Source organism: Azospirillum largimobile (genome assembly GCF_977007025.2).
This window is the reverse complement of record NZ_CDRMUA020000005.1, coordinates 504,024-523,801: the sequence shown is the minus strand read 5'-3', so window position 1 is coordinate 523,801 and position 19,778 is coordinate 504,024. Positions and strand designations below refer to the sequence as shown.

The 19,778-nt window shown below is 68.1% G+C and carries 17 protein-coding genes; 5 read left to right on the top strand and 12 right to left on the bottom strand.

Annotated elements, in window-relative coordinates; all coding sequences use genetic code 11:
* Positions 1-4: 4 nt before the first annotated feature.
* Together ACWPKK_RS27150 and ald are read right to left on the bottom strand one after the other, a co-directional pair.
* Positions 5-910, bottom strand: coding sequence for an ABC transporter permease subunit (locus ACWPKK_RS27150; RefSeq protein ID WP_149227013.1), 906 nt, complete (start codon positions 908-910; stop codon positions 5-7).
* 805 nt (positions 911-1,715) lie between these two features.
* Positions 1,716-2,837, bottom strand: coding sequence for an alanine dehydrogenase (ald, locus tag ACWPKK_RS27145; protein ID WP_452010798.1), 1,122 nt, complete (start codon positions 2,835-2,837; stop codon positions 1,716-1,718).
* Positions 2,838-3,056: 219 nt separating this feature from the next.
* Here ald and ACWPKK_RS27140 point away from each other — a divergent pair, with 219 nt between their 5' ends.
* Positions 3,057-3,536, top strand: coding sequence for an Lrp/AsnC family transcriptional regulator (locus ACWPKK_RS27140; protein ID WP_452010637.1), 480 nt, complete (start codon positions 3,057-3,059; stop codon positions 3,534-3,536).
* A 10-nt stretch (positions 3,537-3,546) separates the two neighbouring features.
* Here ACWPKK_RS27140 and ACWPKK_RS27135 read toward each other — a convergent pair whose 3' ends face one another.
* Positions 3,547-4,740 (bottom strand): DNA polymerase IV, encoded by a 1,194-nt coding sequence (locus tag ACWPKK_RS27135; RefSeq protein WP_452010634.1) that lies wholly within the window; start codon positions 4,738-4,740, stop codon positions 3,547-3,549.
* Between the two features lie 218 nt (positions 4,741-4,958).
* On the opposite strand from ACWPKK_RS27135, the gene ACWPKK_RS27130 reads away from it, so the two are divergent.
* A complete protein-coding gene (locus ACWPKK_RS27130) occupies positions 4,959-5,798 on the top strand; it encodes a hypothetical protein (protein WP_452010631.1) in 840 nt (279 codons plus the stop codon).
* Between the two features lie 10 nt (positions 5,799-5,808).
* Here ACWPKK_RS27130 and ACWPKK_RS27125 read toward each other — a convergent pair whose 3' ends face one another.
* Complete coding sequence (locus ACWPKK_RS27125; RefSeq protein ID WP_452010628.1) at positions 5,809-6,495, bottom strand: LuxR C-terminal-related transcriptional regulator; 687 nt, start codon at positions 6,493-6,495, stop codon at positions 5,809-5,811.
* A 53-nt stretch (positions 6,496-6,548) separates the two neighbouring features.
* Positions 6,549-10,133, bottom strand: coding sequence for a hybrid sensor histidine kinase/response regulator (locus tag ACWPKK_RS27120; protein WP_452010625.1), 3,585 nt, complete (start codon positions 10,131-10,133; stop codon positions 6,549-6,551).
* Positions 10,134-10,403: 270 nt separating this feature from the next.
* Between ACWPKK_RS27120 and ACWPKK_RS27115 the strand changes: the two genes are divergently transcribed.
* The gene (locus ACWPKK_RS27115; RefSeq protein WP_111070105.1) at positions 10,404-10,652 is read left to right on the top strand and encodes a hypothetical protein; all 249 of its coding nucleotides are present in this window, start codon (positions 10,404-10,406) and stop codon (positions 10,650-10,652) included.
* A 112-nt stretch (positions 10,653-10,764) separates the two neighbouring features.
* Here the strand turns inward: ACWPKK_RS27115 and ACWPKK_RS27110 are convergent, their stop codons facing one another.
* The 3 genes from ACWPKK_RS27110 to ACWPKK_RS27100 all read right to left on the bottom strand — a co-directional run bounded on the left by ACWPKK_RS27110 (position 10,765) and on the right by ACWPKK_RS27100 (position 12,194).
* Positions 10,765-11,055, bottom strand: a complete 291-nt coding sequence (locus ACWPKK_RS27110) for a hypothetical protein (RefSeq protein WP_324866553.1) — start codon at positions 11,053-11,055, stop codon at positions 10,765-10,767.
* 93 nt (positions 11,056-11,148) lie between these two features.
* On the bottom strand, positions 11,149-11,397 hold the full coding sequence (locus ACWPKK_RS27105) for a hypothetical protein (protein ID WP_452010621.1): 249 nt from the start codon (positions 11,395-11,397) through the stop codon (positions 11,149-11,151).
* A gap of 371 nt (positions 11,398-11,768) precedes the next feature.
* The gene (locus tag ACWPKK_RS27100) at positions 11,769-12,194 is read right to left on the bottom strand and encodes a tellurite resistance TerB family protein (RefSeq protein WP_324866549.1); all 426 of its coding nucleotides are present in this window, start codon (positions 12,192-12,194) and stop codon (positions 11,769-11,771) included.
* 278 nt (positions 12,195-12,472) lie between these two features.
* On the opposite strand from ACWPKK_RS27100, the gene ACWPKK_RS27095 reads away from it, so the two are divergent.
* Positions 12,473-15,202 (top strand): response regulator, encoded by a 2,730-nt coding sequence (locus ACWPKK_RS27095; protein ID WP_452010618.1) that lies wholly within the window; start codon positions 12,473-12,475, stop codon positions 15,200-15,202.
* 171 nt (positions 15,203-15,373) lie between these two features.
* On the opposite strand, the gene ACWPKK_RS27090 is transcribed toward ACWPKK_RS27095, so the two are convergent.
* From ACWPKK_RS27090 to ACWPKK_RS27080, 3 genes are all read right to left on the bottom strand, one after another.
* Positions 15,374-15,688: a hypothetical protein gene (locus tag ACWPKK_RS27090; protein WP_452010615.1), complete on the bottom strand. Its 315-nt coding sequence runs from the start codon at positions 15,686-15,688 to the stop codon at positions 15,374-15,376.
* Positions 15,689-15,831: 143 nt separating this feature from the next.
* Positions 15,832-16,845 carry an inorganic phosphate transporter gene (locus tag ACWPKK_RS27085; protein WP_149227035.1) on the bottom strand — a complete coding sequence of 338 codons (1,014 nt, stop codon included), beginning with the start codon at positions 16,843-16,845 and terminating at the stop codon, positions 15,832-15,834.
* Between the two features lie 10 nt (positions 16,846-16,855).
* On the bottom strand, positions 16,856-17,500 hold the full coding sequence (locus tag ACWPKK_RS27080) for a DUF47 domain-containing protein (protein WP_108548800.1): 645 nt from the start codon (positions 17,498-17,500) through the stop codon (positions 16,856-16,858).
* Between the two features lie 264 nt (positions 17,501-17,764).
* On the opposite strand from ACWPKK_RS27080, the gene ACWPKK_RS27075 reads away from it, so the two are divergent.
* Complete coding sequence (locus tag ACWPKK_RS27075) at positions 17,765-18,274, top strand: hypothetical protein (protein ID WP_452010611.1); 510 nt, start codon at positions 17,765-17,767, stop codon at positions 18,272-18,274.
* A gap of 239 nt (positions 18,275-18,513) precedes the next feature.
* Here the strand turns inward: ACWPKK_RS27075 and lysA are convergent, their stop codons facing one another.
* Complete coding sequence (gene lysA, locus ACWPKK_RS27070; RefSeq protein ID WP_452010796.1) at positions 18,514-19,773, bottom strand: diaminopimelate decarboxylase; 1,260 nt, start codon at positions 19,771-19,773, stop codon at positions 18,514-18,516.
* Positions 19,774-19,778: the final 5 nt, after the last annotated feature.

Sequence of the window (19,778 nt, the reverse complement as noted above, 5' to 3'; positions counted from 1 at the left end):
GCGCTTACACCTTCTCGATCTCGGGCCGGCCGAGCAGGCCGGTGGGCCGGAAGATCAGGACGAGGACGAGGATGGAGAAGGTTGCGACGTCCTTCCATTCGGAGCCGACATAGCCGGACCAGAAGGCCTCGATCAGGCCGATGACCACGCCGCCGAGCATGGCGCCGGGCAGCGAGCCGACGCCGCCGAGCACGGCCGCGGTGAAGCTTTTCACCCCGGCGAGGAAGCCGATGTAGAAGTCGATGACGCCGTAGATCAGCAGCACCATCATGCCGGCGACGGCGGCGAGCGCGGCGCCCATGACGAAGGTCAGCGAGATGACGCGGTCGACGTTGACGCCGAGCAGCCCCGCCATCTTCTTGTCCTGCTCGCAGGCGCGCTGGGCGCGTCCCAGCGAGGTGCGGTTGATCAGCATGGTGAAGCCGACCATGAGGACCAGGGTGATGACGATGGTGGCGAGGCGCACGTAGCTGACGGAGACGGCGCCGTCCATCAGGGTGAGGTTGCCGGGCAGGATGGGCTGCAGCGGCTTGGAGCGGGCGCCCTGGAGGAGCTGGATGTAGTTCTGCAGGAAGATCGACATGCCGATGGCGGAGATCAGCGGCGCCAGCCGGGGCGAGGAGCGCAAGGGCCGGTAGGCGATGCGCTCGACCGTCCAGCCATAGACGCTGGTGAACAGCATGGAGGCGAGCAGCATGACCAGCAGGGCCAGCGGCACCCAGGTGATGCCGAGCGCGCCGATGGCCAGGAAGGTGATCAGCGCCACGAAGGAGCCGATCATGTAAATCTCGCCATGGGCGAAGTTGATCATCCCGATGATGCCGTACACCATCGTGTAGCCGATCGCGATCAGGCCGTAAATCGCCCCAAGCGACAAGCCGTTGATCAATTGCTGTATGAAATAATCCATCAGGCGCTCTTCTCCCACTCTCCCAGATCACCGAATAGGCAGGCACTCGAAACTAGGTGCCCTATGCTTGGCACTTGAAACCTGGATTGAGCCGTGTGCGGCGGCGGAGTTCCGATCCGGATGAACGGGGGAGAACATCCAAGACCAAGGCAGGGGACGCTTGGAACCCCGCCGCCGCACCCGGTTCTTGCCGAAGCCCCGCCGGATGCGGGATCCGGCGGGGCTTCGGTCAAAGGCGGATTGGGGGACCCGTGCGGGTCTGCATGTGGAGGGCCGGAATGGTCCGGCGGCCCGGAATCGGACCAACGGCCATCAGGACGCGCGGCGACGTCATCCGGACGCACGACACTGTCATCCGGACGCGCGACACTGTCGCGGGGGCGCGGTCCCGCACCCGGGCGGCATTCCGTCGTTCGGCCATGGTCAACAGCTCCCACTTGCGCGGCACGGCCTGCGGCCGTGGCGTCCCCACCGGCATGGCTGCCGGGCAAACCTGTTGTGAATCGGCCGGATCGGACGGAACGGCCGTCCGGCCCAGCCCAGTCGGCGAAAGGCGCCGAGCCTTACCCTGTTCTATTCTGTTCTTGGCCTCTCACCCCGGCACTTTGGTGCTGGTGGCGGATGCTGCCCTTTTTCTTGTCACAGACAGGTAAAGCAACTTGATCCGTAGGCGCAACACTCTCTTTTCTGCGGCGGAAAAAAACAACATTCCTCGCGCCGTTACGGTCGATTTCAGAACGAAATTTCCAAAAAGCTGATTTCGGCAAAATTCCGTTCAGTTCTTTGTCAACAGCTGTTCACATGTTCAGCCGACGAGCCCGCGGGGGTCGGTGAAGGGCTGCCCCAGGGCGTCGGCGACCGCCGCGTAGGTCAAGTGTCCGGCATGGACGTTCAGTCCCTCCAGCAGGTGAGGATCCTCGGCCAGCGCCCGCTTCCACCCCTTGCCGGCCAGCGCCTGGACGAAGGGCAGGGTGGCGTGGTTCAGCGCCTCCGTGCTGGTGCGGGCGACGGCGCCCGGCATGTTGGCGACGCAGTAATGGACGACCCCGTCCACCACATAGGTCGGTTCGGAATGGGTGGTGGCGTGGCTGGTCTCGAAGCAGCCGCCCTGGTCGATGGCGACGTCCACCAGCACCGATCCGAGGCGCATGCCGGCCAGCTGGTCGCGGCGCACCAGTTTCGGCGCCGCCGCCCCCGGCACCAGCACGGCGCCGACCACCAGATCGCTGTCGGCGACCAGCCGGTCGAGGGTGTCGGCCGAGGCATAGACGGTCTTCAGCCGCGGCCCGAACAGGTCGTCGAGCTGGGCCAGCCGGGGCATGGAACGGTCGGCGATGGTCACGTCGGCACCCAGCCCCATCGCCATGCGGGCGGCGTTGGCGCCGACCACGCCGCCGCCGATGACCAGCACCTTGCCGGGCAGCACGCCGGGCACGCCGCCCAGCAGGATGCCGGAGCCGCCGTTGCTCTTCTGCAAGGCGACGGCGCCGACCTGGATCGCCATGCGGCCGGCGATCTCCGACATCGGCGCCAGCAGCGGCAGGCGGCCGGCGCGGTCGGTGACGGTCTCGTAGGCGATGGCGGTGCAGCCGCTTTCCATCAGCAGCCGGGCCTGTTCGGGATCGGGAGCGAGGTGCAGGTAGGTGAACAGCACCTGATCCGGCCGCAGCCTGCGACATTCCGCCGGCTGCGGTTCCTTCACCTTCACGATAAGGTCGGCCTTCGCGAACACCTCTTCGGCGGTGCCGGCGATCTCGGCACCCGCTGCGCGGTAGGCCTCGTCGGAAAAGCCGATCTCGGCGCCGGCGCCGCTCTGCACCAGCAGGGCATGGCCGTCCGCCGCCAGTTCGCGGACCGAGGCGGGCGTCAGGCCGACCCGGTATTCGTGGTTCTTGATCTCCTTGGGAACGCCGATGCGCGTAACCATGCGGGAACCAACCATACGAGATCTCCTCGATCCGATCCTTCGCCCAAGCGATCCGGCCGAACTGCTCCGGTCTCCAGTGAAACCATCGGTTGGGCTGATTGTCTCACAAAAGCCACTATAAGGCCGTCGAACGGGGTGAATCTCTGCAAAGCCTTGCATGAATCCCCCATAGTGTGGTGGAGCTTTCGCATAATCCTCCACATCTTCGAACAAAGTTGCATGCACGCCCTGGACGCCCTGGACCACAAGATCCTGCGCCTTCTCCGCAAGGACGGCCGGATGAGCAACGCCAAGCTGGCGGCGGAGGTCGGGCTGTCGCCATCGGCCTGCCTGCGCCGCCTGCACATGCTGGAGCATTCCGGCGTGATCCGCGGCTATACCGCCATCATAGAGACGGCGGACGAGGAGCGGTCGGTCATCGTCATCGTCCAGATCACGCTGGAACGCCAGACCGACGAATATCTGCGCCGCTTCGACGCCGCCGTCCGCCGCTGTCCGGAGGTGCGGGAATGCTACCTGCTGTCGGGCAGTTCGGATTACCTGCTGCGGGTGGTGGCGCAGGACCCCGCCGACTACGACCGCATCTACAAGGACTCGCTGTCGCGCCTGCCCGGCGTCCAGCGCATCCAGTCCAGCTTCGCCATCCGCAGCGTGGTGCGTCCGGGCAGCCTGCCGGCGCTGGAGGACTCCGCCGACTGATTCCCTGTGGTCACCCGAACAGGTCCAGTTCCGGATCCGGCGCGGTTTCCGGGTGGGTCAGGTCGGTGCAGCCGATGCCGATCAGGCGGAAGGCGCGGCCGTCCACCTCGCGTTCCAGCAGGGCGATGCCGGCGGCGAGGATCGCTTCCGCCGAGCGGGTCGGCTCCACCCGGCGGGAGCGGGTCAACTGCTGGAAATCCTTGGTCTTCAGCTTCAGCACCACGCTGCGGCCCAGCAGCCCTTCGCGCTCCAGCCGGCGGGCGACCTTGTCGGCCAGCGGCCGCAACTCCTGCGCCAGGGCGGGCAGGGTGGTGACGTCCCAGTCGAAGGTTTCCTCCGACGAGATGCTCTTGCTCGGCGACTCCGGGGTCACCCGGCGGGAATCCTCGCCGCGGGCATAGTTGAACAGCACCCGGCCCATGGCGCCATAGCGCTTGACCAGCCAATGCTCGTCCTTGTCCTGCAGGTCGCCGACGCGGGTGATGCCGTCGGCGAACAGCTTGCGCTCCAGCGCCGGGCCGACGCCCCACAGGATGGTGACCCGCTTGGGCGCCAGGAAGCCCGCCGCCTCCGCCCGGCCCAGTGCCGAGAAGCCGCGCGGCTTGTCGAGATCCGACGCGATCTTCGCCAGCAGCTTGTTGTAGCTGAGGCCGATGGAGGCGGTGATGCGCAGCTCCCGCTCGAACCGGCGGACGATCTCCACCAGCGCCTGGGCCGGGCTGATGCTGAGGCGGTCCTCGACGCCGGTCAGGTCGAGATAGGCCTCGTCGATGCTGATCGGCTCCACCAGGGGGGTGAAGGCCTCCATGATCGCGCGGGCCTGATGGCCGACCTCTTTATATTTCGCGATGTTCGGGCGGATGATGGTGGCGTCGGGGCAACGGTCCAGCGCCTCGCGGATCGTCATGGCGGAGCGCACGCCCGACATCCGCGCCACATAGCAGCAGGCGGCCACCACCCCGCGATGGTCGTCGCCGCCGACGATCACCGGCCGGCTGGCCAGTTCCGGCCGGTCGCGCTTCTCCACGGTGGCATAGAAGCTGTCACAGTCGATGTGGCCGATGGACAGGCTGTGCAGCTCCGCATGGCGGAACAGCCGCCGGCTGTCGCATTTCGGGCAGCGCGTCATCTCGCCCGATTCCGCGCCAGGCAGGGCGGCGGCGCAGTCGCGGCAGACGCTGGGCGGCGTGGGAGGGGCGGTCATTGCTGGCCCGTGGCTTTCGTTCCGGCGGTCTGAGGAGACACAGTAGCAACTCGCGGCGGCGGCGGCCATAGAGCGAGCACATACAGGGAACATATCCGAATCCCATAGAAGCGGAGGCGCAAGAAAACCGTGCAGCGAGATCCTGCATTTCCATCGCCTTCTGTGATCTGCCCGCTCCGTCGGTTATAGTTGTCCAGCTATATACCGGGAGAGATGCGGTGCGTGTAAAAACTCAAATCGAAAGAATGCTAAAAAAAATTTATGAAAGGGTTTTGGTTGTCAGGAAAGAGAGCGAAGCCGATCCGAACCGGCTCTCTGAATTTTTGGATCTGATGGCCCAATACAAACACTTCGCTCTTTTCCTTCAGCTATTCAATAATAATCAAATGACTGTAAGAAGTGGGATATTTGAGGGTCTCAGCTATGATCCCCCAATTTTCGAGGGCAGCCTGTTTCCCCGCCTGCTTGGGACCTACGAAGCGAATCTGCAGCCGCATATCGAGGGACTGCGTGACCGCGGCTATGGGGTCATCCTGAACATTGGCTGCGCCGAAGGCTATTACGCCTGCGGTTTGGGGCGCATGTTCCCCGATACGGTCGTACACGCCTATGAAATCCAGCCCTATTTGCGTGACGCCTGCACCGTCGTCGCGGCGGACAATGGATTGGAGTCCCGGATCGTCCTGCGGGCGGAATTCGTTCCGGGTCAGTCGGACGTGCCGGTGGAAAAGAAGGTCCTGCTGTTCTGCGATATCGAGGGTGGCGAATTCACTCTCCTCAGCCCCGACAGCTTCCCGCAGCTTGCCGACATGGACATGGTCGTCGAGGTGCATCCCAATGCCAACCGCCGCCTCGACGGGTTTCTCAGCCGGTTCGATGCGACCCACGATGTCGAAGTCGTCGATCTCAGCCGGCTTGCCGTCACCATTCCGCCGATCATCAGGGGAATCGGGGATTTCAACCAGCTTCTGACGATGTGCGAGTTCCGCGGGTCGGAAACGCCCTGGGTCGTCCTGCGTTCGAAAACACTGGGTGGCGGGCCGCGGACGGGCGGTTGACCTCTTTCTTTTACCGCAGCACGTCGCCGCCCACCGCCAGACGGCCGGCGACGACGGCGGCCTGGGTGCGGCTGACCACGTTCAGTTTGCGCAGGATGCTGGAGACGTGGACCTTCACCGTCTGCTCCGACACGTTCAACTCGCCAGCGATCTGCTTGTTCAGCTTGCCGTCGACGATCATCGTCAGGATGCGCAGCTGCTGCGGCGAGAGGGAGGCGAAGCGGCGGGCGGCGTCGGCCTCGTCGGCTTCGGATGAGGCGGCCGACAGCGGCGGCGCCCAGGTCTCGCCGGACAGGATAGCGCGGATGGCGTCGGCCATCGCCGGCATCGACAGCGATTTGGGGATGTAGCCCGAGGCGCCATAGGCCAGCGCCCGGCGGATGGTGTCGGAGTCCTGAAGCGCCGACAGGATGGCGACAGGCACGGTCGGGTGGTGGGCCAGCATCATGAACAGGCCGGCGAAGCCGTGGGTGCCGGGCATGTTGAGGTCGAGCAGCACGAGGTCGATGTCGCCCGGCCGCCGCCCCACCGTGGCCATCACCGAGTCGAGGTCCGGGCATTCGATCACCCGCACCTCCGGCATCGACTTGCCCAGCGCGTCGCGCAGCGCCGCCTGGACCAGCGGGTGGTCGTCGCCGATGACGATGGTCGTTCGCTCGCCGGTCGCCTCTTCCGTCGCTGCGCTGTCCTCGCCCATGGCTTCCGCACTCCCCCCATTCGCGACCGTCCGGCTTTTGTCCGGTTCCGGCCTTACCGTTCGGCCACCGCAGACGTCTGCAGGGCCGCCCCGTTCAGGAAGCGGCGCAGCGACGCCGGCTTCACCGGTTTGTAGAGCACGCCGCAGCCGCAACGCTCCGCCTCCGCCCGCACCGCTTCGGACCGGTCGGCGGTCAGCAGCAGCCCCTTGACCGGACGGCCCCACAATTCCCGCAACCGCTGCAGAACCGCAAGCCCCGTCTGCCCGCCTCCGACGTGATAATCCACGCAGACCACGTCGGGAAGCGCACCGTCGAAGGGGGCGAGCGCCGCCAGCGCCCCGGCGACGTCCGACGCCGTCGCCACCCGGCAGCCCCATTGGCCGAGCAGGGCACGCAAGCCCGCCAGGATCGGCTCCTCATTGTCGATGCACAGCACCAGAAGCCCGGCCGAAAGGGCGGCGGGGACGGAGACCGGGCGGTCGACCGGCGCGGCGCGCGCCTGCTCCATCGGCACCTCCACCGCGAAGCCGGTGCCGCGCCCGACGGTGGAGCGCAGCGTCACCCGATGGCCGAGCAGCCGGGCGATGCGGTCGACGATGGCAAGGCCCAGGCCCAACCCCTTGTCGGCCGGATCGCCGCCGCCGTCCGCGCCACCCAGCCGGCGGAACTCCTCGAACACCTCGCGCCGCTTGGCCTCGGGAATGCCGGGGCCGGTGTCCCACACCTCGATGCGCAGGCGGTCGCCATGCACTGGATCGCGCAGCCGCCGGCAGCCGAGCAGGACCCGGCCCTTGGGCGTGTAGCGGATGGCGTTGGACAGGAAATTCTGCAGCACCCGGCGCAGCAGCTGCGGATCCGACCGCACCGCCGCCCCGCAGCCGACCACCTTCAGCGTCAGCCCGCGTTCCTGCGCCAGGGCGGAGAACTCCACCCCCAGCCCGCCCAGCAGCTCGTCAATGGCGAAGCTGCGCATCTGCACCCGAACATTGCCGGCATCCAGCGAGGAGATGTCGAGCAGCCCGCCGAGCAGCATCTCGGTGGAGCGCAGGGCCGCGGCGGCATTGTCGATCATGCCGCATTCGGACACCCGCTGCTCCACCGTCGGCAGGGGAACGCGGATGCTTTCCTCCAGCGCCGAGACGAACAGGCGGGCGGCGTTCAGCGGCTGCAGCAGGTCGTGGCTGGCGGCGGCGAGGAACCGGGTCTTGCTGGCGTTTGCCGCCTCGGCCTCCGCCTTGGCCTGCTGCAGGGCGTCGGTGCGCTCCTGCACCCGGTGCTCCAGGCTTTCGTTGGCCTCGCGCAGGGCTTCGGCGGCGCGGTAGCGCTCGGTCACATCGGTGTAGGTGGAGACGTAGCCGCCCTCCGGCAGCGGGTTGGCGACGATCTCCAGCACCGTGCCGTCGGGCCGGCGCCGCTCATAACGGTAGGGCCATTGCAGGTTGGCGGTGTCGCGGTTGGTCAGAAGCGCCTTCATGTCGTGGGCGCTGTATTCGCCGCGCCGCTCGTTGAAGCGGACCAGGTCGGCGAAGGGCACGCCCACCCGCACCATGTCGGCCGGCAGGTCGAGCAGTTCCAGATAGCGGTGGTTCCAGGCGGCGATGCGGTGCTCGGCGTCGATCACGCAGATGCCCTGGCCGATGTTCTCCAGCGTTGCCTGCAGCAGCTTGCGGTTGAAGCGCAGCGCTTCCGACGCCTCGTCCAGCATCGCCATGGCGTCGCCGCGCGACAGCGACCGTCCCTGGAGCGAGGCCGCCATCACCACCCGCGCCGACGCCGCGCCGATGGCGCCGGCGATCAGCGTCTCGGTGAAGCGGACGGCGTCGAGGTCCGCCGGCCCCGCCTCGCCCTTGCGGCCGGCGGAGTTGAGGAGGCCGCCTCTGGCGGCGTAGGCGTCGAAGGCGGCGTTGCCGCGCTCCGCCCCGACGAAGCGGATGGCGAGCGCCCGCAGGTCGGCCAGCTTGGCGAGCGCTTGGGGGGTGTCGTCGTCGTCCCGGTCGGCGGTGGCGGTGGTGTAGAAGACGGCCTGGGTGCGCTCCACCGCGCTGGGACGGGCGAGCAGCGATCCGGCGACGAAGGCGATCAGGTTGGCGAGAAGGCTCCACAGGCTGGCATGGGAAATGGGGTCCAGCCCCTCGATCCCGAACAGGGCCTGCGGGCGCAGCCAGCCGATGCCCCAGGGGCCGACATCGAACAGCGCGTCGGGCACCGGGACGATGCGGGCCATCGACGGCACCAGCAGGGTGTAGACCCACAGCAGGAAGCCGGCGCCCAGCCCCGCCAGCGCCCCCACCCGGTTGGCCCGCGGCCAGTAGAGCCCGCCGAAGAAGGCCGGCCCGAACTGTGCCACCGCGACGAAGGACAGCAGGCCGATGACGGTCAGCGGGTAATCGCGGTCGACCAGCCGGTGCATGACATAGGCCAGCAGCAGGATGCCCAGCACCGACAGACGCCGCACCAGCAGCAGCGTGCCGACCATGTCGCGCCGGCCGACGCGGGCGGCGAAGCGCGGGCGGCTGAGCAGCAGCGGCATCACCACGTCGTTGCACAGCATGGTGCTGAGCGACACAGCGGCGACGATGACCATGCCGGTCGCCGCCGACAGGCCGCCGATGAAGGACAGCAGGCTGAAGCCGCTGGCCCCCGCCGCGATCGGCAGGGTGATCATGAAGGTGTCGGGGTTGATGCCGTCACCGCCATGTGAATTGGACCCGAAGGTGATCAGGCCGGCCACCGCGATGGGGATCATCAGCGCGCTGAGCGCCAGTAGATATGTCGGATACATCCAGGCGGCGGCGCGCAGATGGCGGGGATTGTCGTTCTCCACCGTCATCACATGGTACATCTGCGGCAGGCAGAGGAAGGCGATCAGCGAGATCGCCGTGTTCGACCACCAGGTCGGGTCGGAGAAGCTGGGCGACAGCAGCGGCTCCGCCTGCGGCCGGCCGATCAGATCGGTGTAGCCGTCGAACATGCCCCAGACGATGAAGGCCGCCACCGCCAGGAAGACGGTCAGCTTCACCAGGCTTTCGAAGGCGATGGCCAGCATCAGGCCGCGGTGATGCTCGCTGGCGTTGATGTGGCGGACGCCGAACAGGATGGTGAAGACCGCCATCGACAGCGCGACCGCGAAGGCGGTATCGCCCCAGATCGGCGGCGGCAGGGCTGCCGGGGACGCCAGCGAGGGCGCGGTCAGCACGTCAAAGCTGGCCGCCACCGCCTTCAACTGGAGCGCGATATAGGGCAGCACCCCCACCAGCGCCGTCAGCGTCACCAGCGCCGCCACTGCCTGGCTCTTGCCATAGCGCGCACCGATGAAGTCGGCGATGGAGGTGACGTTCTGCGCCTTGGTGATGGCGATGATCTTGGTCAGCACCGGCCGCGCCACCAGCAGCAGGATCATCGGCGCCAGATAGATCGGCAGGAAATCGAAGCCACTGGCCGATGCCCGCCCGACCGATCCGTAGAAGCTCCAGCTGGTGTTGTAGATGCAGAGCGTCAGCGCATAGAGGATGCCGGCCGCGCGCGGGGAGGACAGCACCAGCGTCCCGCCCGCGGTGCGCCGGTCTCCCCACCAGGCGATGGCGAACAGCACCCCCAGATAGGCCGCCGATACGGCCAGGACCAGCCAACTCTGCACGACCGACGGACCTCTCGGGAGGGAAGGGGATTGGGGCGGAACGGGGGATGGAATAGCCGGCAGACCCTATCCCAAACGGCCCGCCGGCAACAATGTCCGGCCGTCCGCGGCTGGAACAATCGGGGGTCTCCGTCGGTTTACTGCGACGCCGTCGCTGGGAAACCGTCGCGAAAAGCCCAATCTGTGGCAAGATGGCTTATCGTGAAGGAGCCCGGCCCCTGGTGCCGGGCCCGGTGCGTGGCCTGAAACGGAAGACGGACACCCAACAGAATGCTGATAGACGCCTATTTGGGGTTCCGGGTCGGGGACGTGGTCCTGGATCGTGCGGAGCTTGCCGCCGGTACCGCCACCATCAAGGAGATCCACGTCGTCCCGTGCGACTGGGCGCATGGCCTGACCGGCATCGCCGTCATGGAGAACGGCGCAGAGCGCTTCATCGTCCAGCTGAAGAAGGTGCGCCCGACCGAAGAGGTCGAGACCGAAAGCAACGTCCGGCCCCTGCGCCACCGCGCGCGTTGAGCGGAAACATCATGCGCTGAAAACGGCAAGGCCCGCCGCCCCGGATCGGAGCGGCGGGCCTTGGTTTTTGCGGCGACGACTGGACCGCGCCGGCCGGTGAGCCGGGGCGGCGTCAGTGACGAAGCTGCACACGCCCCCCGCCCATGCGCGCGTCGTCGACGCGGGCGATGGCGGGCAGGCCGCGCAGGAAGGCGGCGCCGGTGTCGGTCGCCTCGAACAGGACATGGCCCTGGCGGTCCTGGCCGCGGAAGCGGGCCTCGGTCGTCATGCCGGCATTGCGGACGGCGGCCGACAGCTCGGACACGGCCTTCCAGATGCGGGCACGGTGTTCGGCGGCGCTGGAACAGCCGGAGGAATCCGCGACGGCCAGCGTTACGGTAAAGGAATGAAGCTCGATCGCCATGGTGGCACCACGGAACAGGAATTGCGGGAATGAAGTACCCGGATCGTTCCGGCCATCGGCCGGATACGGCGCCGGCCCTTGGGATCGAGAAACTCAGTCGTAACGGGGAAGCTTCGACAGCACGATGTCGCTGATGAGGCCGCGGAGTTGGCTGACCGGGAGCTGTTCGACTGATATGCGGACGGCGCGGGCGTAGGTCTCGCAAACGTGCCAGGCGTGGTCGGGTTCGACCAGGATGTGCCGGGCGAGATCATGTTCGTCGGCGTTCGCCCTACCGGGGAGCGCCTTTTCACAGGCCAGAGCGGTTTGCACCATGTCGCTGGCCAGACTGTGCAGATTCATGGATGGCACCTTCCCATGTTTGGGAATTGGTTGGGGGTACGAACAGAGTAAACCTTCGGACCAGTTCCCACAACGGTGCCTATGACGTTCGGCTGTGACAATTGAACGTTCGTGTCACAGCGGGCACATCGGCAAAGCTGACGGTGGCCGGCCTCTCACCTGCATCAACATAGGTCGGGGCGGTTTATTCCGCCTGTGACCGTTTCGCGGGTCAGACGCGGCAAATTCCGGCGAACTCCTGGGGCATTCCCCTCTTGCGCCGGCCATGGTTTTGCCCATCGGGGCGAAGCGCCGCCGGGCGCTCCCGACCCCCGCGGGGCAGCGGTCGGGAGCCGCCTTCACGTGGCCGGCACCCCGCCGGCACCCGGCCGTCAGGCGTCCAGAACGGTCCGGCTGTTCTTCGCCACCAGCGCCTGGAAATAGGGCTGCAGCTTGGCGTCGTCGAAGCCGAAGGCCTGCTGGAAGCGGATGATCAGGTCGCGCTCGCCCTGCTCCGCCTCGCCGTCTGCCATGGCGCTGTCGATCATGTTCAGCAGGATGCACAGGCGCTGCTGCTCGTTCAGCTTCGGCGCGACCTCGCCCAGGAACGTGTCGGGCGGGGTGCTGCGCGCGAACTTGAAGCAGCGGTCCAGCTCCTCCCGCGTGGCGTTGCGGCCGAGGACGGAGATCAAATGGCCCACCTCCTCCGGATCGATCTCGCCGTCCGATCCCATGCAATAGATCAGCGAGACGACCAGCGCCCGGCGCGGGTTCAGCTCCAGCGGAGCGTTGCCCTTGAACATATCGAACAGACCCATGTTCCTACCTCCCCAATGATCAAGACGCCCGCGCATTTGGGCCCGTGGGGTACCCCGTGCAAGATGGGGGCGGCGGCGATTTTTCTGCGGGAGATCGCCCCATGCCGCCACCGCTGCCGGCCACCGCCGCCCGCCATCGGGGCAAACCCTGAGACGCGCCGCCGTCGAATAGCGCGCCGGCCCGGCGGGTTTCGTGATAGTTTGGACCTGAAGCATCGGTTTGGCCGCATTGATCGGGCCGCTTCGCGCGGCGGGGCGGGGGAATTCCGGGAGGAACTGTGGGACGCTTCGTCCGGGGCGCTCTGGTGGTGGTGGTCGTCCTGGCCGCATTGGCCGGCAACGCAGCGCACAGGATCTATTACGACTACCAGGACACGCAGCAGCGCCGCTTCGCCATGGTCCGCGACATGGCCCGGCTGGTGGACGACCATGTCCACCGGACGGTGCGCACGGCCGACATCGCGCTCGACCAGACCGCCGCGATGGTGGCGGAGGCCGGCGGGCCGCAGAAGGTGCGCGACCTGAAGCACTGGACCCGGCTGCGCGAGTACGCCGCCCATATCGAGGGCGCGGACGCGATCTGGATCTATGACGCCGACGGGCGCGCCGTCCTGGAATCGGCCAGCTTTCCCAACCGCATCGCCAGCTTTGCCGATCCGGCCGGGCTGGAGGCCCTGCGGAGCGGCATGCGCCTGCACATCGGCGCCGGGCAGCCGGGCCGCACCGGCAGCCAGCCGCTGGTCTTCCCGGTGTCCCGCCCGCTGCATGACGACGAAGGGCGCTTCGTCGGCGTGGCGTCCGCGTCGATCCGGGTCGATACCCTCACCGACTTCTACAACATGCTGGGTTTCGAGTTCGACCCGCTGATCGGCGTCTACCGTCCGAACGGCGAGGTCGTCGCCCGCCGCCCGGCGACCGAGGCGTCGGTAGGCCGGTCGGTCGCCGGCGGGCTGCTGTTCCAGACCAAGCTGCGCGAGGCGCCGGAGGGGCAGTATCTGTCGCCGTCGGTGCTGGACGGGGTGCTGCGCATCGCCGCCTACCGCACGATGCGCGATTACGGGCTGGTGGTGCTGACCGGCATCGACCGGACCGAGGCGATGGGCGCATGGCGCACCCGCACCCTGTACACGGTGGTGGAGACCGCCGTCGGGCTGCTGGCGATCCTGGCGGCGCTGGCCTGGGGGCTGCGTTACCTGGACCGAGAGCGCAAGGCGCAGGTGGCGCTGGCCGAAGCGCGCAACGCGGTTGAGCGGACCAGCGCCGAGCGCGACGAGAGCGCCCGGCTGGCCGCCGCACTCGACCATGCCCGCGACATGGCGGAGACCGCGCGGCAGGCCGCCGAGGCCGCCAACCGCGCCAAGGGCGAATTCCTGGCCGGGCTGAGCCACGAGCTGCGCACCCCGCTGAACGCGGTGATCGGTTTCGCCGACCTGATGGCACGCGAGGCGGAAGGGCCGGTCGGCACCCCGGTCTACCGGCAATATGCCGCCAATGTGCGCGATTCCGGCCAGCATGTGCTGGAGCTGATCAACGAAATCCTCGACCACGCACGGGCGGAAGCCAGTGTGCTTCCGATCGAGGAGGGGCGCTGCGATCTGGAGGCGGCGGCCGACTTCGCCGTCCGCATGCTGACCCCGCGGGCGGAACGTGCCGGCGTGCTGCTGTCGGCGGCGGTGGCGCCTGCGGTGCGGCACCTGCGCGGCGACGACCGGCGCATCCGCCAGCTCCTGCTGAACCTGATTGCCAACGGGGTGAAATACACGCCGTCGGGCGGCACCGTGACCCTGTCGGCCGCGGTGGACGACGGTGTTCCGGTGATCCGCGTCACCGACACCGGCCTCGGCATCCCCGCCGAGGATGTCGACCGTGTGCTGGAGCCTTTCGCCCGCGTGGACAGCGCCGCCAACCGCGGCATCGAGGGCGCCGGGCTGGGGCTGCCGCTGACCAAGCGGCTGGTGGAGCTGCATGGCGGCACCCTGGCGCTGCGCAGCACGCTGGGGGTCGGAACCACGGTGACGGTGCGCCTGCCCGCCGCCCGCCTGTTGCCGCCGGAACCCCGGCGGGAATTCCAGCCGGCGCCTGCACCTGCACCCGCCGCGATCCCTGCTGCCGCGGTGCCGGCTCCAGTCCCGGCCGTGCAGCCGCTGTCGGTCCTGCTGGTGGACGACGACCCGACCGTGCGCGACATGGTTGCCGGGCTGCTGCGCGGCTGGGGAAACCGCGTGATCGCGGCGGCCAATGCCAACGAGGCGCTGGTGATCCTGGACGGGCCGGAGCCGCTGGACCTGATGCTGAGCGACGTGGTCATGCCGCCGGGCATGGACGGTACGGAGCTGGCGCGGCAGGCCGCCCGCATGCGCCCCGGCCTGCCGGTGCTGCTGGCCTCCGGCTTCGCCGCGCATGCCGTCGGCAACCCCGCCGCCTTCGGACCCGAAGTGGCGATGATCGCCAAGCCCTTCTCCATCGACGAATTGCGCCGGCAGCTGGCCCGCATCACCGGGGTGCGCGGGGTGGCGGCGCCTGTGCCATCCTCCGCCTCGCCAACTCCCTTGGCATCTCCCTTAGCATCTCCCCTGGTTTCCGTACCGGCTCCTGCCCCGCTCCGGCCGGCCGGACCGCCGCGCCTGCTGATCGCCGAGGATCTGTCGATCAACCGCGAACTGCTGACCGCGCTGTTCCGCGACAGCGGCTATCGGATCGATCTGGTCGCGGACGGCGCCGCGGCTGTCGAGGCGGTGAAGGCCGGCGACTATGATCTCGTGCTGATGGACGTGCAGATGCCGGGCATGGACGGGCTGGAGGCCAGCCGGGCCATCCGCGCGATGCCGCCGCCCCGCGGCGACCTGCCGATCCTGGCACTGACCGCCGGCTCATCGGAAGAGGAGCGGCGCCAGTGCCGCGAGGCCGGGATGAACGGTCACATCGGCAAGCCCTATGACCGCGATATCCTGCTGCGTCAGGTCGCCCGCACCCTTGCATCCGACCGCAGCCGCACCGGCGTTGCCTGATCGCCCGTACGGTTATTCGACATGCCGGAGAGATAGCAACTCCTGGCCGTCATTCCCGCGATGGCGGGAATCCCGTGTTTCCCAAGAGAAACCAATGGGTAAGCCTGGATCCCCGCCTCCGCGGGATGACGGCCGCAAGAACCGAAACGCGAAGACGGCTGCCGACAGCCCTCAGGGCTGCTCGAACACCCGCGGGAAATGGGCGAGGCGACGTCCGAACAGGCTTTGCGGCGTGGCCTCCGCCGACGTGCTGGTCTGGACCTGAGCCATCGCGGCCGGCATCACCGCGGGCATGGCCGGGGTGGCGGGCAGGGCGCGCGCGGAGGTCGGGCGGGGCCGGCGTTCGGACTTGTCGGGCGGGGCGTAGAAATGAAGGGTCAGCTGGCCGTCGGCTTCCGCCGCATAGGGCAAGCCGGGAGCCGTCCGGCGTTCGGTGCCGGGAAGCACATACTGCTCGCCTTGGTCGGTGCGTTCGATATGCGGCATGACCGGTATCCTGTCTCCACCGCACCGATCCTGCCGTTCCAGCCCTTCCGGGTCAAGGCCGCGCTGCTGAACGAAGGGTTTATCCGTTCGCGTCGTGTTCCTGCCCCCGATTCCCCGCCCGGCCGAACGGGCCGGCGGCCCGCTTACGGGGTCAGCAGGCCGGCCACCAGCAGGTAGGACAGGGCGGCGACGATGCCGGAGGCGGGAATCGTCAGCACCCAGGCCCATACGATTCGGCCCGCCAGGCCCCAGCGCACCGCCGAGGTGCGGCGGGCGGAGCCGACGCCGACGATGGCGCCGGTGATGGTATGGGTGGTCGAAACCGGGATGCCCAGCCACGTCGCGCCGAACAGCGTGATGGCGCCCGCCGTCTCGGCGCAGAATCCCTGGTAGGGCTTCAGGTCGGTGATGCGCGAGCCCATGGTGCGGACGATGCGCCAGCCGCCCATCATCGTGCCCAGCCCCATCGCCGCCTGGCAGGTGATGATGACCCAGAAGGGGACGTAGAAGGTATCGCCCAGCATGCCCTGGCTGAACAGCAGGACGGCGATGATGCCCATCGTCTTCTGCGCGTCGTTGCCGCCGTGGCCCAGGCTGTAGAGGGCGGCGGAGACGAGCTGGAGGTGGCGGAACTGCCGGTCGACCGTGAAGGGGGCGGAGCGGCGCAACACCCAGGACACCACCAGCATCAGCAGCAGCGCCAGCAGCAGGCCGATGCCCGGCGACAGCACGATGGCGACCGCGGTCTTGGTGAAGCCGCTGGCGATGATGGCGCCGAACCCGGCCTTGGCGATGCCGGCCCCGGCGATGCCGCCGACCAGCGCATGGGACGACGAGGACGGCAGCCCGAGATACCAGGTGATCAGGTTCCAGCCGATGGCGCCGATCAGCGCCGCCAGGATTACCGCCGGGTCCATCACCAGCGGGTCGACCAGACCGGTGCCGATGGTGGTGGCGACATGCAGGCCGAAGAACAGGAAGGCGATGAAGTTGAAGAAGGCCGCCCACAGCACGGCCAGCTTGGGCGACAGCACGCGGGTCGACACCACGGTGGCGATGGAGTTCGCCGCGTCGTGCAGGCCGTTGATGAAGTCGAAGGCGAGCGCCACGAAGACGATGAAGATGATCGCCGGCAGAGCGAGCTGGAGGGCCTCCATTGCCGCCGCCTCAGACCTGATCGAGCGTGATGCCCGCGACCAGGTCGCCGACGTCGTCGCAGCGGTCGGTCACCGCCTCCAGCATCTCGTACAGCTCGCGCCGGCCGAGGAAGGCGATCATGTCCGGCTTCTCCGCGATCAGCGACTGCAGGGCGCTGCGCAGCACGTCGTCGGCCTCGTCCTCCAGGTCGGACATGCGGCCGCAGAGATGATCGATGCGTTCCGCGTTGCGGGCGATGGCGCCCAGCAGCGGCATCAGTTCCACCATCACGTCGGCCTGCTGGCGGATCAGGACGACGAAGCGGCGCATCGGCTCGTCGAACGTCTCGATGCCGTAGAGCCCGGCATGGCGCGGCACCTCGTCCATCAGGTCGATGGCGTCGTCCAGCGCGTTGATCAGCGACAGGATGTCGGAACGGTCGAAGGGGGTGATGAAGGCGCGGTGCAGGTCGCGCCCGGCATCCTTGGCAATGCGGTCGGCGTCCTTTTCCACCCGCTTCAGCGCCGCGATCTTCTGCGCCCGCTCCTCCGGTCCAGCGTCCATCACCGCCTCCAGGGCGGCGGCTGCGGCCACGATGTGGCGGGCCTGCTCGACGAACTGGTCGACGAAGCGTTCCTCCTTCGGCATCAGCGAACGGAAAGCGCGCAGCAGCATGGGACGGTGACTCGCGGTAACTGGGGTGATTTGGCGCTGCTCTTAGCACGCTTCGCCGCGCAGTGCAGCGGCGGCATGTCATGTAACAGTCATGAAACAGTCATTTGGTAGCAAAATCGCCACAGGTTGCGGCCTCTGCGCACTTTCCAGGCGCTGGACGGAATGATCCGGGTCGGCTGTGCCGGATCGGGCGGGGCCATGGAAAGGCGCATGCCGCCTCCCCAAATGACCGTCAGGCCCCTTCAAGACCGCAGGTTTTCCCGCATGACGTGCCCATCCAGTTCCATCCGCCGCCTTGCCGTGCCGGCCCTGGCGGTCCTGCTGCTCTCAGCCGCCCCGCTGCAGGCGCAGACGGCATCGCCGGAGGACCCCGCCGGCCGCTGCAGCCCGACCGTCTCGGCCGCGCTCAGCACCTGGGACGCCGGTCTGGCGACGGCGGAACGCTTCGGGGACAAGGCGGTGGCGCTGGCGCGGGAGAAGGGGCGGGAATATCTGCTGCCGCTCCTGGGCATCGACCCGAAGACGGCGCCGCCCGACGCCGGGAAAGGCGGGACGACCGACGACGTCGGCCGCGCGCTGGAGGAAAGCCGCGACGATCCCAAGCGGCGCGCCGAACTCTGCGCCGCTATCACCCGCGCCGCCGACGAGGCCAAATCTTCCGCCGGTGCCGGGCTGGACGCGCTGAAACGTGCGCTCGACGGCTGGCAGCTGTCGCCGGGGCCGGTCAATCCGCCGGCCGAGCCGTCCAGGACGGACGGGCTGATCCGCACCTGAGGGGGCGGGAAGAGGCCGGAGCCCCTCTTTCCGCAGAGAAATCGTATTTGGGCTTCCTTCTTCGAGAAAGCCCCTCTCCCCTTGCGGGAGAGGGGTTGGGGTGAGGGGCGCAAGCCTGAATTCCACCGACCTTTGGTCGGCAGCACCCCTCATCCCAACCCGCGGGTCGGCAAAACGCCGTTGGCGTTTGGCCGATCCCGCCCCACAAGGGGAGAAGGGCTTTGAAGATTAGACAGCCCTTACAGCCAGTCGGGCACGCGCTCGGCCGCCAGCATCTCCTCCACCGTCGGGCGGGGGCGGATGACGGAGAAGCGGTCGCCGTTGACCAGCACCTCCGGCACCAGCGGGCGGGTGTTGTAGGTTGAGGCCATCACCGCGCCATAGGCGCCGGCCGACAGGAAGGCGACGAGGTCGTCGTCGGCCAGCGGCGGCAGCGGGCGCTGCACGGCGAAGGTGTCGCCGCTCTCGCACACCGGGCCGACCACGTCGTAGGGCTCCGCCGCGACGCCGGACGCCGGCTCGGCGACCGGGACGATGCCGTGATAGGCGTCGTAGAGTGACGGGCGGATCAGGTCGTTCATCGCCGCGTCGACAATGGCGAAGCGGCGGTGCAGGCCCTGCTTCACATAGATGACGCGGCTGACCAGGATGCCGGCATTGCCGACCAGCGAACGGCCCGGCTCCAGCGTGATGCGGCAGCCGAGATTGCCGGTGATGGAGCGCACCATCGCGGCATAGTCGGCCAGATCGGGCGGCGCTTCGTTCTTGTAGGTGATGCCGAGCCCGCCGCCGAGGTCGAGGCGCTGGATGTCGTGCCCGTCTTCGCGCAGCTGGTGCAGCAGGGCCGCCACCCGCTCGTAGGCCGCCCGGAAGGGGGCGAGGTCGGTCAGCTGCGAGCCGATATGGACCGCGATGGCGACCGGCTTGATGCCCGGCAGGGCTGCCGCGCGCTGATAAATCTCACGCGCGTGATCGTAGTCGATGCCGAACTTGTTCTCTTTCTTGCCGGTGGAGATCTTGGCGTGGGTCTTGGCGTCGACGTCCGGGTTGACGCGGAAGGCGATGGGAGCCTCCACGCCCATGGACGAGGCAACCTCGCTCAGCGCCTCCAGCTCCGGCACCGACTCGACGTTGATCTGGTGGATGCCGGCCTCGAGCGCGGCGCGCAGGTCGTCGCGGGTCTTGCCGACGCCGGAGAAGACGATGCGCTCGGCCGGAATGCCGCCGGCCAGCGCCCGCTTCATCTCGCCCACCGACACCACGTCGCCGCCGGCCCCGAGCCGGGACAGCGTGCGGATGACGGCGAGGTTGGAGTTGGCCTTCAACGCATAGCAGACGCCGGCATCCTGGCCGACGAAGGCGCCGGCATAGGCGTTGTAGTGCGATTCCAGCGCCGCGGTGGAATAGAGGTAGAAGGGGGTGCCCACCTCCCGCGCTACATCCTCCAGCGACACGGATTCGGCGTGCAGCACGCCGTTGCGGTAGGCGAAGACGCTCATGGGCG